Source organism: Streptomyces sp. NPDC088730 (assembly GCF_044751215.1).
Taxonomy (GTDB): domain Bacteria; phylum Actinomycetota; class Actinomycetes; order Streptomycetales; family Streptomycetaceae; genus Streptomyces.
In genome coordinates this window covers 22,892-37,060 of the sequence record NZ_JBIVLK010000012.1, presented here as the reverse complement: position 1 = coordinate 37,060, position 14,169 = coordinate 22,892, and the positions used below count along the sequence as shown (strand labels likewise).

The window sequence follows — 14,169 nt, the reverse complement described above, 5'->3', positions numbered from 1 at the left end:
GTGGCCGCTGCGGCTCGGCAAACAGGTTTCTCCCGCAGAGCGCATCGCCGCCCGCCCGCACCGCTTCCGGCCGCCCCACGCGCTCACCGCAGCGAGCGCTCCAGCGCACCCCGGTGATCGGAAACCCACTGGAAGGCCGCCCGGACCTGGCGTACCGCACCCGACTCACGGAGCCGGGCCATGGCGGCGTCACCCGCGTCGGCCTGGGCCTCGATGCCCCGCCAGCACCGGTCCTGCCACCACAGAATCGTGGACACGAGTCGTTGCCGGTCCGCCAGCTCGTAGCTGTCGGCGATCAGCCTCATGCGTCGTGCCACCTGCTCGACGTCGGTGACCGAAGGGCCCAGGTCGAGGTACTGCCAGCAGACATGGGCGATGTCGTGGATGCGTGCACCTGGTGCCGCCAGGTCCCAGTCGATGAAGGCCGTCGGCCGGAGCCGGCCACGGTACAGCCGATAGACCGTGTTCCTGGGCGACAGGTCGTTGTGGCACACGACCTCGTGGTCCCCGGCCAGCGGGGTGCCCGCCGTCAGGTCGTGGAACTCACGCACGAGCCGGGCGACCTTCACCAGGCTCTCGTCCGAGGACACAGCGCTGGGCTGGTTCGGCTCCCATGCCACATGGCCATCGAGGTAACCGAGGACTTCACGGCCTTCTTCGTCCACACCGAGATATCGCGGAGCGCCACTCCAGCCGCCGGCTTCGAGCATCTTCAGCAGATCGCCCACGAACGGTGCCGAGGCCGGACGGCGCACGGTGTCCCCGACACGGACGACCGCGTTGACGAACCCCCCGGGCAGGGACGGCTCAGGCACCCGTCCCGCTGCCTGATCGCTGCCTTCGACGCTCATGCCCTGTCACGACGGTCCGGGGCGTCCTCCGTGGGGACGGGGGTGTCGCGGATGCCGTTGATCAGGGTCGCGATGCCCCACGACATGCGCTGCTCTGCCGTGCCGGAGACCAGCTGCGTGGCGCGGGCCGCGATGTGCGGGTGGGTGCCGTCCGAGGTTCCGTGCAGGGTGTCCGTGAGGGAGTCCCGCACGGCCCGGGTGTCGGCGGACTGGTCCCGCGTCGCCTGCTCCGCCGCCGTCGCGGTCGTGTACTGGAGCAGCAGGTCCACGCCCCAGGCCGCCTGGGCGGGTGCGACGCCGCCTTCGTCGAGGAGGGCGAGAAGCGACTCGATCAGCCGGAGGTAGTGCGGCCCGCTGGGCTGGATCACCAGTGCGGCGCGGGCCAGACCGGGGTGCGCGAAGAGGGTGGTCGTGTACGAGGTGAGCAGGCCCTCCAGCCGCTCGCGCCAGTCGCCGCCGTCCTCGGCCCGCACCGGCTCCAGCAGCTCGTCGAGGATCGCCGCGTGCAGCTCGGCCGTGTTGGCGACGTACACGTAGAGCGAGGCCGGACCCGTGTCCAGCTCCTGCGCCAGGCGGCGCATGGTCACCTTGGCCAGGCCCTCGGACCGCATGATCCCGACCGCCGTGGCCACGATCCCGTCCCGCGACAGCGCGGGCTTGGCCGGCCGTTCCCGGCGGCTGCGTCGTGGCTGGTCGGTGTCGGCTCCCATACGGCACACCGTAACCAACGGGTATGGGGCGAACAAGTTCGAAACGAACGCGTTCGTAGTGGCCGTGCGGAGCCCGGACTCCGGCGTGCCCGTCAGCCCCCGAAGCCCGACGGGCACGACGGGTTCACTCCCCGGAGGCGGCCTCTTCCATCCGTCGGCGCAGGCTCAGCGGGCGCATGTCCGTCCACACGGCCTTGATGTGCTCCAGGCACTCGGCCTTGGTACCGGACGTGCCTTCCTGACGCCAGCCGGCCGGGGTCTCCCGGCCCTCGGGCCAGAGGCTGTACTGCTCCTCGTCGTTGACCACCACCAGGTAGGCGCGGTCGTCCTCCTGGTCGTTCCAGCTCTCGTCGCTGCTCACGCCGTCTCCTCATCGATCGCCGGCCGGTTCGCCGACCCGTTGAACGACGTGGCGGGGTGTTCCGTCACGGACCGCATGAGCACCTTCGGAACCAAGGCACTCGGCCCCAAGTGCCTGGCACGGAGAACCAACGCTTCGCGGTGCGGCCCCTGTCATCGTCCGTATGTGAGCGGTACCGGCCGACGGCACATCGGCCGGTGCCCCCCGTCTGCCGACCGGTAGACGGGATACGCACGGTCAACAGGAGGAAGTCATCATCACCACGAACAGGCGCGTCGCGGCAGCTTTGATCAGCGCGGCCGCCGCCCTCACGGTCCTCACCGCCCCTGCCCACGCCGGTACGCCCAGTGGCGGTGCACAGGTGCTCTCCTGCTACGGCAGCGCCCGCGCCTACACGGGCGAGGCGGGCACCGGCGCCAATGACAACGCGCACTGGCCCAAGCGCGGCCAGTGGACCAAGGTCAGGGGCAACTGCGGCGACATCAACATCAAGACCAACTACAAGCGTTCCGTGCGCGTCTGCACCCACAGCAAGTGCTACGGATGGGTCACCGCCCCGAAGGGGAAGTGGACGGTCATCTTCGCCAACTCGACCAAGAACGCCGAGTACTACTTGCAGTTCAAAGGCGTGAACGCCAGCACCGGCCTGATCGCGGACTGACCGGTCCGCGCACCGTGCCTACGGGCGGGGCCCGCGCCCGCCGGGCCCCGTGCCCAGGTGACGGTATTCGCTGGGCGGCATGCCGTACGTGGCGCGGAAGACGTGGGTGAAGTCCGCCGCGCGGGGGAAGCCCCACGCGGCGGCGACCGCGTGGATGGGGCGGGCGGCCAGCGCGGGGTTGGTCAGGTCGCGCCGGGCACCGTCGAGCCGCTGCTGACGGATCCAGGCGGTGACCGTGGCGCCCTGGCGCTCGAAGACGCGGTGCAGGGTGCGCAGGGAGATGTGGTGGGCGGCGGCGATCCGGCGCGGCGTCAGCCCGGGATCGCCCAGGTGCTGCCGGACGTAGCTGTGGATGCGGGCGGCGAGCGCCTCGGGATGGGCCTCCGGCGGGGTCGTCCCGTCGAGGTGGTGGGCGAGCAGCGCCGCCGCCAGATCGAGGGTCACCACCCCGAGCCGCTCGGCGTCGGCGGGCCCGCAGGCGGCGGATTCGGTGGTCAGCCGGGTGAGGAACTGGGCGAAGAGAGCGCCGAGACCGGCTCGCCCGGAGAACGGCAGCGTGAGTAATCGGTCCGCGGCCCCCCTGGGCAGGGGCAGCATCGCCTGGGGGAAGAGCACTTCCATCATGGTGACCGGCTCGTGCTCGGTACCCATCCTGGTGCGCAGAGGCAGCGAGGTACTGGACAGCATCAGGTCGCCCGCGCCCAACTGGATCTCCCGGCCGGCGTGGACGCCACCGGCCCTGCCGCGCTGGTGGAAGGTGAGGTTGTACAGCTCCGGATCGGACCGCCGGATCAGCCTCGGGGTGCGGTCCGAGCGAAGAGCCGGGTAGGTGAGGGCGAACACACTCACCGGCCCCAGGCCCAGCACCCGTAGCGTCGCCCGGAAGTCGTCGGACTGCTCGGTATCCACCACGTTGGGCGCGTGGCTGTCGCACGCCATGTCCCGCCAGCACGCGAACCGGTCCGCCTGCGGCAGCTCCTGCCAGCGGAACACCGTCTCGTCCACGCCTCCCCCTTCGGTGCCACGTCGTCAGCGCCGGACAGCACGGCTGGACACCACGGCCGGACAGCACGGCTGGACACCATGGCTGGGCAGCACTGTCGGACAACACTGTCGGGCAAAAGCAAGCGAACCCTCGGGAAGGCGTGAACACAAGAGAGCGAAAGCGCACACGCGGCCGACGGATCTCGCGCGGGCGCACCGCACCGGAGCCGGGGCCCGTCACGCGCGGGTGCCGGCCGCCCTCGCCGTCCGGCCCCTCTCGTATCGTCGTGTCCCCGGAGAGGAATCCGGTGACACGGGAGGGAAAGCGCATGGCGTTCGGGAGGAATCGGCAGGTCGAGCCGTTCGAGCCGGAGCACTGGGACGCGATCACCCAGTTCACCGTCGGCCGGATGATGCGGCGCACCGTGCGGAAGTCGACGCGGGGCGAGGGTGCGCACGCGGTCCGGTTCAAGAGGATGCGCGGGGGCGACGTGTACATGGTCCCCGGCGTCTACATCGTCCCCGTGGACCCGGCCGTTGCGCTCGCCAAGGGCGGGTTCCGGCTCTTCGAGGACGAGGCCGCCCGGCAACTGCTGTGCACGGTGCTCCCGGACGGCTCGGACCGCTACCGGGTGACGGACGCGGCGGGGCAGGATCTCGGCTCGGTCCGCCGCACCCCGGTCACCAAGCGGTTCAGCCAGCACGGCCTGTGGCTGGAACAGCCCGGCCACCCGGCCGTAGTGGCTCCCCGCAACTGGGCGAAGGGCGGCGCGAAGGCGGGGGGTGGGTCATGTCGTCGAGGGCGTCGTGGACTCCGTGCTGTCCTTCGGATCGGACGAGACGGCGGGCTCCGAGGGGGGCCTGACGCCGCTGGTCTGGGTGCTCGGCGCGGCGGACGGGGAGCACGGGCAGGAGGTGCTGACCTTCCCGCGCGGTACCCACGGCGAGCGCTGGTACTTCATCAAGCACGGCGGCCCGCTCGACAAGCGTCTCGCGTTCGCCCTGGCCGTGGTGCGTGAGAGTGAGATCTTCCGCGCCGACCAGCGCTGAGCGGGGGCCTGTCGGAGGCGGGTGCCAGGATTCAGGGGCGCGCCGCGATCCGACCACCCACATCCACCGGGAGCACCCATGAGGATTCACCTGACCAGCGTCTTCGTCGACGATCAGGAGAAGGCCCTGCGCTTCTACACGGACGTGCTGGGCTTCGTGAAGAAGCACGACGTACCGGTCGGCGCCGACCGCTGGATCACCGTGGTCTCACCGGACGCCCCCGACGGGACCGAACTGCTGCTGGAGCCCAACGGCCATCCGGCGGTGAAGCCGTACACGACGGCACTGTTCAAGGACGGCATCCCGGCCACCTCCTTCGCCGTGGACGACGTGTACGCGGAGTCCGCCCGGCTGCGTGGACTCGGCGTGCGCTTCACCCAGGAACCGGCGGAGACGGGCCCGGTCACCACCGCCGTCCTGGATGACACCTGCGGCAATCTGATCCAGATCATGCACACCGGGTCCTAGCCGTCTACGTGTAGGGCGAACCCCGTGCGGTTCGCGGGTTCCAGGCCCTCCTTCAGGTGCAGCGAAGGGATCTCGTAGTCACCGAAGTTCTGCCGCCGGAACGGGATCGGCTCGGTCGACTCCAGGGTGAGCAGGCGCTGTTCCCACGCCTTGGCGGCGTCCGCGTACTCCTCGGCGTTCATCCGGTCCGTGCCGTGCAGCACGAACGGCGGGAGCACCTCGATGCCCGGGTAGAACAGGACGCCGTGGTGGATCGGGAACAGCAGGTCGTCGATCGGGCCGTTGATCCCGCGAGCGGCGTAGTGCGCCTCCGGGCCGCCGACGGTCACCGAGAGCATCGCCCGCCTGCCCGCGAGGGTGCCCTCGCCGTAGCGCTCGCCGTACTTGGTCGCGCTGTGCTCACCGACGCCGTACGCGAAGTGGTACGTGAACACCCGGTCCACCCACCCCTTCAGGATCGCGGGCATCGAGTACCACCACAGCGGGAACTGGAAGATGACCGTGTCGGCCCACAGCAGCTTCTCCTGCTCGGCCCGCACGTCCGGGGTGAGCGTCCCGGTGTCGAAGGCCCGGCCCGAGTCCCGGGCGACCTTCAGCGGGCTCGACGCGGCCGGGCCGTAGTCCGAGGCGTCCGCGACCGCCTTCCAGTTCATCGCGTACAGATCACTCACCCGCACCTCGTGCCCCGCCGCCTCCAGGGTGGACACCGCGAGGTCCTTCAGCGAGCTGTTGAGCGACTGCGGCTCCGGGTGGGCGTGGACGATCAGCGTCTTCATGGCAATTCCTCCGGATCGGTTGCCCCCGATTCTGGGCGCCGCAGCGACCGGCGTTCAGGGGCGCTTCTTCCGTCGGACCGGACTTCCTGGTAACGGCAGGGCCACCCTCCCGGTGCGCCCGCGTGTCCATACTGGAGAGCATGGACGATCTCGCAGGCTTCCTCCGGACCCGTCGCTCCCGCGTCGACCCGGCGTCCGTCGGCATCACCGTCGACAGCCGCCGCCGGGTCGAAGGACTGCGCCGCGAAGAGGTCGCGCACCTGTCCGGGGTCAGCGTCGACTACTACGTACGCCTGGAGCAGGGCCGCGCGACCCAGCCCTCCGAACAGGTCCAGGACGCCCTTGCCCGCGTCCTCTGCCTCGACGAGACGGAACGCGGTCACCTCGGCCGGCTCGCCTGCCAGCGCCGCCGCCGGATGTCCGCCCCGAACGGCCGGGTCCGGCCCGAGCTGCTCCAGATCCTCGACCTGACCGCCGGCGCCCCCGCGATGATCATGAACCACCGGACGGACGTGCTCGCCGCGAACCGCCTCGCCCGGCTCCTCTACGGCCACCCGGTGCCCGGCCTGAACACCGCCCGGCACATCTTCCTGGAGGAGACCGAGCGCGGCCTCTACGCGGACTGGGAGACCTGCACCCTGGACGCGGTCGGGCACCTGCGCCTGGCCGCAGGCACCTACCCGGAGGACCCCCGCCTGGCCTCGCTCATCGGGGAGCTGGCGATGGGCAGCGAGCGCTTCCGCCGCCTCTGGGCCCGTGCGGACGTGCGCGCCCGCACGCACGGCCGCAAGGCGTTCCGGCACCCGCTGGTCGGTCTGCTGGAGCTGCACCAGGAGAACTTCGCGCTGCCGGACGAGTCGGGCATGGAGCTCGTGGTGCTCTCCGCGCCCCCGGGCAGCCCCGCGGAGGACGGGCTGCGCCTGCTGGCGAGCCTGGACCCGGGCAGCGACGACGCGGTGGACGCGGCGGACGCGGTTGAGGGCGCTCAGGCTCGGGAGTAGCTCACCTGGGGTCGTCCACGAAGGCTGCTAGGCCGCCACGCGGAACATCCGCACGGGGCCGGCTCTCACCTTGGAGTCGCGGACGGGGACGACCTCGGGGACCCCGTCGGGCACTTCGAGGCAGCCCCCGCCGTCGCCGCGGCTGTGCGTGGACTTCCGCCAGTCGGTGCCGACCTCCACGCAGTTGCCGCCGTTGGCGTCGCTGTAGGTGGACTTGCGCCAAGTCGCCGTGGACAGGTCGTCGTCAGAACCGCTGAAACGAGCCGCTGAGGAAGAGCGGAGCGCCCGGCTCCGACTGGGAGAGGTTCGCGGCCTCTCTCCGATGGCGCAGTCCGGCACCCAGGAGGGCGCGGGGAGAGGAGGAGGGACCGAGCTTTCTGGGACCCGGCATGACAACTCCCTGTGACGCACCAGCGGTTGTTGGAACTGCACCTCTTCCAGGCTAACGAGAGATTGGCCACGCTGGGTATGCATTGTCATTACTCAGCGTGGAAGGAATGGATCATGACGACAACGGATCGGCGCAGGGTTACGGCAGGCAGAGTGCGGGAGGCGGAAGAGGCGGTCGAGAGTCTGCGGAAAGGGCTCGCGGGGGTCGGGGTCACCCTGCCTTCGCTGCGGGTGGACCCGGTCTCCAGTGCGGGGAGCGGACCGGGCGTGCTCATCGAGCTGGGGCGCTGCAACCTCGACACGGTGCGGCGGCTGACCGGAGTGCTGGACGGAAAGGCGGCAGGCCATGGTGGGTGAGGGCAGTGAACCGGAGGAGTGTACGCCGGAGCCCGGATCGTTCGCCGTGGATGTGCGGGACGGGCGGGTGGGCCGGGTGACGGGGCGCGTCGGGCCGTATGTCCGGCTGCGGCCGCCCGGCGGTGGCCCGGAGTGGGACTGCCCGCCCGAGTCCGTACGGCCGGCGTCGCCGGGGCTCGTGCTGCGGGCGCGGGTGACGGAGGTCAACCGGGAGGGGCAGCTGCCCAGGTGAGGATGCGAAGGGGATTCCTGCCGGGCCGGGAACGGGCACGGATAGCCTGCGTTCATGGGGAGCATGGACACGGAAAGTGACGCACAACTGGCCGTCAGAGCGGTACGGGCGGGCGCGGCGGTGGTCCGGGACATGTACGGGACATCGCCGCAGCGGTTCGAGAAGGACGGCGGTGACTTCGCGACGGCCGCCGACCTCGCCGCGGAGAAGGCCATCCTGGACGTCCTGCGTACCGCCCGTCCCGATGACGCGGTGACGGGTGAGGAGAGCGGCCGCACCGGAGTGGACGGCGCCGAACGCAGGTGGCTGGTCGACCCGTTGTGCGGAACGCTGAACTACGCCGTGAACACGATGGTGGTCGCGGTGAACGTCGCCCTGCGCGACGGGAGATCCGTCACGGCGGCGGCTTCGGCCGACCCGTTCGGCGGCGAGGTCTTCTGGACGGACGGCGAGCGCGCCCGTCTCCGCAAGGGTGGTACGGACGAGGAGTTGGCGCCCTCGTCCGGGTCGCGGCTGGTCGACGTCAACCTCGACCCGCCGTTCCCCAACGCGCCCGGCTTCCGGGCGGTCGGACTGCTGGCCGCACCGGAGTTCGCGGAGCACTTCCGGCCGCGCGTGGTCTCCAGCACCCTTGCCGTGGCCTGGGTCGCGGCCGGGCGGCGGGCCGCGTACGTCACGGACGGGCGCGGGCTGCGCGACAGCGTGCACTTCGCGGCGGGCATCGCCCTGTGCGAGGCCGCGGGCTGTGTGGTGACGGGCATCCACGGGCAGCCGCCGCACACCGGCGCGGAGGGCCTGGTGGTGGCGGCCGACCGGGAGACGCACGGCCTGCTGCTGGAGATGATCAGGAGTCAGGAGCGGGGCTCCGATGGACCGGACGACGCGTCGCCGTTGAGGTAGCGGCCCGGCGAGGTGCCCACGGTCCGGCGGAACGCCGCGAGGAAGGCGCTCGGTGTCGCGTACCCGACGGTGCGCGCGACCCGGGAGACGGGCAGGCCCTCGGCGAGGAGGGGGAGCGCGGCGCGCAGCCGTGCGTGGGTGCGCCAGCGGTCGAAGTTCATGCCGGTGTCCTGGACGAAGAGCCGGGTGAGGGTGCGTCGGCTGACCCCGGCCGCCCGCGCGTGCGCCTCCAGGCTCCGTGGGTCGTCGGGACGGGCGAGCAGCGCGTCGGCCACGGCGCGAACGCGTGCGTCGGTGGGCTCCGGCACGTCGATGGGCGTGGCCGGCAAGGGGTGCAGCAGGTCCAGCACGACCGCCTCCGCCCGGAGCCGCTCGCCGTCGGGGAGGCTGTCGCGGCCGAGGTGGGCGATCAGGTGGGCCAGCAGCCCGTCCACGGCGACGGGGGTGGGTTCCGTCCAGCCCTTGTCGCACCGGTCCGGGTGGAAGTAGAGGCTGCACAGAACCGCGTCGCGGGTCGCGCCGGTCCGGTGCACGACGCCCGCGGGTATCCACAACGCCGTGGTGCGCGGCAGGACCCAGTGGGCGTCCCCGACCGCGACGCCGAGCACCCCGCGCCGCGCCCAGGCCAGCTGGTGCTGCGGGTGGTGGTGCGGGACGAACCACTGCCCGGCCGCCAGCGGGAAGTTCCCGACGACGATGGCACCGACCCCGGCCGGGACGTCACCGAAGACGTCATTGGTCATGCTCCCGAGCCTATGTCCCCAACGCGCTATGGGCTGGCCTCGTAGCCCGTAGCGGCCAGAACGGCCCGTGCATAGCGTCGTTCTGTGCCGCTGGGCGAGTGGGTCCGTCCACCCCCTCGCCCGGTGCCGCCGGCCCCGGCACAGCCGCCGGCCGCTCACGACGACGGGACGCCCGGCATGACATCCGTACCGACCACGACCACGACCACGACCACCTCAGCGGCCGACGCCGCACGCCGGGGACCGGCCCTGGTGGTGCTGTGCTTCGTTCAGTTCATGCTCGTCCTGGACGACAACGTGGTGAGCGTCGCGCTGCCGAGCATCCGCGACGGGCTCGGCTTCGGCGCCGCGGGCCTGTCCTGGGTCGTCAACGCCTACTTCCTGGCGTTCGGCGGCCTGTTGCTGCTGTTCGGCCGCATGGCGGACCTGCTGGGCCGCAGACGCGTGTTCCTGGCCGGGGTGGCGCTGTTCGGTGCGGCGAGCCTCCTCTGCGGGCTCGCGCAGGAGCCGTGGCAGCTCGTCACCGGGCGGTTCGTCCAGGGTGCGGGGGCGGCCATGTGCGCACCGGCTGCGCTGGCGATGATCACCCTGCTGTTCCCCGGCCCCGGGGAGCGGGCCAGGGCGTTCGGCGTCTGGGGCGGTATCGCCGGCCTCGGCGGGACGGCGGGCCTGGTGGTCTCCGGTGCGCTGACCGGTCTCGCCTCCTGGCGCTGGATCTTCCTGATCAACCTGCCGGTGGCCCTGGTGACCCTGGCGCTGCTCCCGCGACTGGTCCCCGAGAGCCGGGCCGGTCGGGCGGGACGCCTCGACGTACCGGGCGCGGTCCTCGGTACCGGCGCCCTGGTGTCCCTGGTCTACGGGCTGCTCAGGACGGGGGAGTCGGGCTGGCGGGACGTCGGCGGGGTGGGGCCGCTGGTGCTGGCCGTGGTCCTCGCCGCCGCGTTCGTCGCAGTGGAGGCCCGGACCGCGGAGCCGCTGGTGCCGTTGGCGTTCCTGGCCGACCGGTTCCGTGCGGTGGCGAACGGGGCGACGCTGCTGTTCTCCGCCGCGATGTACGCGATGGCCTTCCTGCTGATGGTTCACCTGCAGACCGTGCTCGGCTACCGCCCCCTCACGGCCGGTGTCGCCTACCTGCCGTACTGCGCGGGCATCCTGGCGGGCATGTGGCTGTCCTCCCGGGCCGTGGCCGGGCTCGGGACGCGCCCGGCGCTCGTCCTCTCGTTCCTGATCAGCGCGGCCGGAATCCTGCTGCTGTCCGGCGTGACACCGGACGCCGGCTACGCCTCCGGGGTGCTGCCCGGCATGCTCCTCACGAGCCTCGGCTGCGGGCTGACCCTGCCCGCGTTGACCGTCGCCGCGCTCACGGGGGCCACGGAGGAGAACGCCGGGCTCGGCTCTGCCGTACTCAGCTCCGTCCAACAGGTCGGCGGCGCGCTGGGGGTGGCGGTGCTCGTCGCGGTGGCCGCCCGCCGCGCGGACGCCCTGGACGCGCGGGAGGGCCCGCTGCCCGCCGCGACCGAGGGCTACTCGCTCGCGCTCACCGTCACCGCGGGCCTGCTGGTGCTCGGCGCGGTCCTTGTCGCCGCGTTGCCGGGGAAGGGGAACCGCCCGGTCCCGCCGGGGAGGGCGGTCGGCCCGGTGCCGCGAGGGAAGGCGGACGGTCCGGTCCCGCCGGGGAGGGCGGACGGCCCGGTGCCGCCGGGGAGGGCGGACGGTCCGGTCCCGCGAGGGAAGGCGGACGGTCCGGCCTGACGTGCGTGGTGCCGTCATGTGGGCCGCCCGAACCGATGCCGAGCGGCTGCCGTACCGTTCGGGCGGCCCCTCGGTCGTGGTCCGGGCTTCGGCCTGGTCCCTGGCCCCTGGGTCCTGGCCCCTGGCCCCTGGCCCCTGGGTCCTTGCTGCGGACTTGGACTTGGACTCGGACTTGGACTCGGGATCGGCTGCGGCTTCGGACTCGGGGTCGGCTTCGGGCTCTGGCTTCGGCTGCGGCTCCGGCTTCGGCCGGTGGAGGGGCCGCCCGCTCTCCTCCGCCCGTGGAAAGGACGCGTGATGCCCGCTGTTCTCGTCCTGCTGCTCTCCGGTACCTGGCTGCTGTCCGGCGCGCTGGTCACCGGCACCGATCCGCTGATCGTCGCGGTGGGCCGTACCGCCGTGTGCTGTCTGGTGCTCACCGCTGTCGCCGCGTCGAGCGCGAGCGGCCGGGCGGACCTGCGACGGGCCGCCGCCCGGCCCGGGACCGTCTGGCTGCTGGGGCTGCTCGGCTTCGCCGGGTACGCGGCCGGGACCCTGCTCGCCATCCCGCGCATCGGCACCTCCCTGACGAACCTGGTCGTCGCGCTGATGCCGTGCGCCTCCGTCGCCGTCGGCGCGCTGTTCTTCGGTGAACGGTCCGGGCCCCGCAAGGCGCTGGGCGCGGTCATCGCCTGCGCGGCGGCCGCCGGATACGCGGCGCTGGGCGCGGACGCCGGGGACCTGGACGCGTTCGGGCTGCTGCTGGTGGCCGCCGCGACGGTGGCGTTCGCGGTGTACGGGTTCCTGTACCGGGACCGGCTCTCCGGGCTGCCGCCGCTGGCCGTCCTGCCCGTGCTGCTGGCGGCGGCCAGCTGCCTGCTGCTTCCGATGGCCCTGCCCGCGCTGATCGCCCACCCCCCGACGCTCGCCGCGACGGGCGGGATCGTGGTGCTCGGCGCGGTCGTCTACGCCCCCGCCTACCTCGTACAGCACCGCCTCATCCTGCTCCGCGGCCCGGTCTTCACGGCCGCCGTCCAACTGGCCGTCCCCTTCACCGTCCGGCTCGGCGACTGGGCCCTGGACACCGCCCCCGCCCCGTCACTCCCCGAGGTGCTGCTTCTGGCGGCGTGCTGTGCGGGGATCGCCCTCGTCACCGTCCAGCCGGTCCGGCCGCCCGAACCGGTCGCCTCCGAACGCTGATCGGAGCGGGTTCCTCGGTGCGTCCGGCAGACGAGGCGGTGCCGTTCGGCAAGCCGCTCGGGCTGCCCGCGCCCTTCGACGTCACGCTGGCCACGGGCGCCTGCCCGGTCTGAGGCGCGCACGAAAGCGGCGCCACCTTGTGGGTGCCGCCGCTTTCGGGTGTTCCGGGGGTGGGTGGCCGTCAGAGCGCGGCGGGTTCCTTCGCCAGGGCGTCCGGGCCGGAGGCGGCGGTGGTCGCCGTGGCCGGGGCGGGCTCGGCCGCCGGGGTGGTGGCGGACGGTTCCTGGGACACGTTGAACTCCGCCAGCAGGTCCTTGCCGAAGCCGAAGAAGTACGTGGCGACGAAACCGGCCAGGTAGCCCACGACCAGGCCGCCCGCGTAGATCGCGACCGTCGCGCCCAGGCCGTGGTTGCCGTCCAGAAGCGGGAACAGGGCCCAGCCGGACGGCCCGATCGCGGTGGAGCCGACCGCGTCACCGAGCTGGTTGAAGAAGCCGACGAACGCGCCGCCGAACGCACCGCCCACGCACGCCGTGATGAACGGGCGGCCCAGCGGCAGCGAGACACCGTAGATCAGCGGCTCTCCGACGCCCAGGAACCCCGCGGGCAGGGCGGACTTGATGGTCTTGCGGATCGACTCGTTGCGCGGGAGGCGGAAGTAGACCGCGATGGCCGCACCGACCTGGCCCGCACCGGCCATGGCGAGGATCGGGAGCAGGACGGTGTAGCCCTGCTGCTCGATCAGCGTGGTGTGGATCGGGATCAGCGCCTGGTGCAGGCCCAGCATGACCAGCGGGAGGAAGAACCCGCCGAGGACCAGGCCCGCGCCCGCACCGCCGTTGGACAGCAGCCAGTTGGCGAACGTGCCGATCGCGGTGGACACCTCACCGGCCACGTACATCAGGCCGAAGATCGTCACCAGTCCGGAGATCAGCACCGTCAGGGTCGGGGTGACCAGGACGTCCAGCGCCTCCGGGACCCAGCGGCGGCACCACTTCTCCACGTACACCGCGAGCACCGCCGCGCCCAGGGCGCCGAGGACGCCGCCCTGGCCGGGGGAGAGCTTCTGGCCGAACGCCTCGATGTTGGCGACGCCCGGGAAGACGATGATGGCCGCGACCGCACCGCCGAGGATCGGCGTACCGCCGAACTCCTTCGCCGTGTTGTAGCCGACGAAGACCGCGATCAGCGCCATGAAGCCGGACGCCATCGCCGCCAGGGCCGGGGTGACCGAGGGCAGCCACTCCAGGTTGACCAGCAGGCCGTTCAGGCCCGCGATGATGCCGCAGCCGATCAGGGCCGGGATCAGCGGCACGAAGATGTTGGCGATCTTGCGCAGGAAGAGCTTGAACGGGGTGGCGTTCTTCGCCTTCCTGGCCGCCTTCATCTCGGCGCCCTGCGCGGCCAGTTCCTCCGCGGTGAGCGGGGCGGCGGGGTCGGCCGGGGAGGGGGCCGGGGCGGGCTCCGGCGCGGCCGCCCGGCCCTCCTCGACGAGCTTCTCGAACTCCGGCGTGACGCGGGCGACCGTACCGGGACCGAGGACGATCTGGTACGTGTCGTCGTCGACCACGCCCATGACGGCCGGGACGGCCTTCAGAGCCTCGTCCTGGACGAGCGAACGGTCGTGCAGACCGAGCCGGAGCCGGGTCATGCAGTGGGCGATGGAGCTGACGTTCGCGGCGCCACCGACGAGCGGAAGGATCGCGGCGGCAGTGGCGCGGTTCTTGTCTTCTGTAGCCATGGTGCGTGGTGCC

General features: G+C 72.2%; 17 protein-coding genes and 1 pseudogene. 9 read left to right on the top strand and 9 right to left on the bottom strand.

Features of this window, described 5'->3' with window-relative positions:
• Window positions 1-83: 83 nt before the first annotated feature.
• The 3 genes from ACIP89_RS28595 to ACIP89_RS28585 all read right to left on the bottom strand — a co-directional run bounded on the left by ACIP89_RS28595 (window position 84) and on the right by ACIP89_RS28585 (window position 1,922).
• The gene (locus ACIP89_RS28595; protein WP_402117463.1) at window positions 84-815 is read right to left on the bottom strand and encodes a phosphotransferase; all 732 of its coding nucleotides are present in this window, start codon (window positions 813-815) and stop codon (window positions 84-86) included.
• 32 nt (window positions 816-847) lie between these two features.
• The gene (locus ACIP89_RS28590; RefSeq protein WP_402117461.1) at window positions 848-1,561 is read right to left on the bottom strand and encodes a TetR/AcrR family transcriptional regulator; all 714 of its coding nucleotides are present in this window, start codon (window positions 1,559-1,561) and stop codon (window positions 848-850) included.
• Between the two features lie 124 nt (window positions 1,562-1,685).
• Complete coding sequence (locus tag ACIP89_RS28585; protein WP_402117460.1) at window positions 1,686-1,922, bottom strand: MbtH family protein; 237 nt, start codon at window positions 1,920-1,922, stop codon at window positions 1,686-1,688.
• Window positions 1,923-2,208: 286 nt separating this feature from the next.
• Between ACIP89_RS28585 and ACIP89_RS28580 the strand changes: the two genes are divergently transcribed.
• A complete protein-coding gene (locus ACIP89_RS28580; RefSeq protein ID WP_402117458.1) occupies window positions 2,209-2,583 on the top strand; it encodes a hypothetical protein in 375 nt (124 codons plus the stop codon).
• A gap of 18 nt (window positions 2,584-2,601) precedes the next feature.
• On the opposite strand, the gene ACIP89_RS28575 is transcribed toward ACIP89_RS28580, so the two are convergent.
• A complete protein-coding gene (locus ACIP89_RS28575; protein WP_402117457.1) occupies window positions 2,602-3,588 on the bottom strand; it encodes a helix-turn-helix domain-containing protein in 987 nt (328 codons plus the stop codon).
• Between the two features lie 762 nt (window positions 3,589-4,350).
• On the opposite strand from ACIP89_RS28575, the gene ACIP89_RS28570 reads away from it, so the two are divergent.
• Entirely contained in the window at window positions 4,351-4,617 is a 267-nt protein-coding gene (locus ACIP89_RS28570) for a hypothetical protein (RefSeq protein ID WP_402117455.1), read from the top strand.
• Window positions 4,618-4,695: 78 nt separating this feature from the next.
• Window positions 4,696-5,085: a VOC family protein gene (locus ACIP89_RS28565; RefSeq protein ID WP_401922813.1), complete on the top strand. Its 390-nt coding sequence runs from the start codon at window positions 4,696-4,698 to the stop codon at window positions 5,083-5,085.
• Here the strand turns inward: ACIP89_RS28565 and ACIP89_RS28560 are convergent.
• Complete coding sequence (locus ACIP89_RS28560; RefSeq protein WP_401922815.1) at window positions 5,082-5,861, bottom strand: NAD(P)H-dependent oxidoreductase; 780 nt, start codon at window positions 5,859-5,861, stop codon at window positions 5,082-5,084. The genes ACIP89_RS28565 and ACIP89_RS28560 overlap by 4 nt on opposite strands.
• A gap of 140 nt (window positions 5,862-6,001) precedes the next feature.
• Here ACIP89_RS28560 and ACIP89_RS28555 point away from each other — a divergent pair, with 140 nt between their 5' ends.
• The gene (locus ACIP89_RS28555; RefSeq protein ID WP_401922817.1) at window positions 6,002-6,862 is read left to right on the top strand and encodes a helix-turn-helix transcriptional regulator; all 861 of its coding nucleotides are present in this window, start codon (window positions 6,002-6,004) and stop codon (window positions 6,860-6,862) included.
• Between the two features lie 27 nt (window positions 6,863-6,889).
• Here ACIP89_RS28555 and ACIP89_RS28550 read toward each other — a convergent pair whose 3' ends face one another.
• Both ACIP89_RS28550 and ACIP89_RS28545 read right to left on the bottom strand, forming a co-directional pair.
• Entirely contained in the window at window positions 6,890-7,099 is a 210-nt protein-coding gene (locus ACIP89_RS28550) for a DUF397 domain-containing protein (RefSeq protein WP_402117593.1), read from the bottom strand.
• A gap of 19 nt (window positions 7,100-7,118) precedes the next feature.
• A pseudogene (locus tag ACIP89_RS28545) lies at window positions 7,119-7,253 on the bottom strand (transcriptional regulator); the annotation flags it as partial.
• Window positions 7,254-7,366: 113 nt separating this feature from the next.
• Between ACIP89_RS28545 and ACIP89_RS28540 the strand changes: the two are divergent.
• Genes ACIP89_RS28540 through ACIP89_RS28530 form a run of 3 tightly spaced genes read left to right on the top strand, consistent with a single transcriptional unit; the run spans window position 7,367 to window position 8,741 of the window.
• The gene (locus tag ACIP89_RS28540) at window positions 7,367-7,609 is read left to right on the top strand and encodes a hypothetical protein (RefSeq protein WP_401922819.1); all 243 of its coding nucleotides are present in this window, start codon (window positions 7,367-7,369) and stop codon (window positions 7,607-7,609) included.
• Window positions 7,599-7,841, top strand: a complete 243-nt coding sequence (locus ACIP89_RS28535; protein ID WP_371776897.1) for a hypothetical protein — start codon at window positions 7,599-7,601, stop codon at window positions 7,839-7,841. The genes ACIP89_RS28540 and ACIP89_RS28535 overlap by 11 nt, the downstream gene beginning before the upstream one ends.
• A gap of 54 nt (window positions 7,842-7,895) precedes the next feature.
• Complete coding sequence (locus ACIP89_RS28530; RefSeq protein WP_402117453.1) at window positions 7,896-8,741, top strand: inositol monophosphatase family protein; 846 nt, start codon at window positions 7,896-7,898, stop codon at window positions 8,739-8,741.
• Here ACIP89_RS28530 and ACIP89_RS28525 read toward each other — a convergent pair.
• Window positions 8,693-9,484 carry an AraC family transcriptional regulator gene (locus ACIP89_RS28525; protein ID WP_401922825.1) on the bottom strand — a complete coding sequence of 264 codons (792 nt, stop codon included), beginning with the start codon at window positions 9,482-9,484 and terminating at the stop codon, window positions 8,693-8,695. The two genes, ACIP89_RS28530 and ACIP89_RS28525, sit on opposite strands and share 49 nt — an antisense overlap.
• 177 nt (window positions 9,485-9,661) lie before the next feature.
• Here ACIP89_RS28525 and ACIP89_RS28520 point away from each other — a divergent pair, with 177 nt between their 5' ends.
• Together ACIP89_RS28520 and ACIP89_RS28515 are read left to right on the top strand one after the other, a co-directional pair.
• Window positions 9,662-11,236, top strand: coding sequence for an MFS transporter (locus tag ACIP89_RS28520; RefSeq protein WP_402117452.1), 1,575 nt, complete (start codon window positions 9,662-9,664; stop codon window positions 11,234-11,236).
• Window positions 11,237-11,533: 297 nt separating this feature from the next.
• On the top strand, window positions 11,534-12,415 hold the full coding sequence (locus ACIP89_RS28515; RefSeq protein ID WP_402117450.1) for an EamA family transporter: 882 nt from the start codon (window positions 11,534-11,536) through the stop codon (window positions 12,413-12,415).
• A gap of 181 nt (window positions 12,416-12,596) precedes the next feature.
• On the opposite strand, the gene ACIP89_RS28510 is transcribed toward ACIP89_RS28515, so the two are convergent.
• Window positions 12,597-14,156, bottom strand: coding sequence for a PTS transporter subunit EIIC (locus tag ACIP89_RS28510; protein WP_402117449.1), 1,560 nt, complete (start codon window positions 14,154-14,156; stop codon window positions 12,597-12,599).
• Window positions 14,157-14,169: the final 13 nt, after the last annotated feature.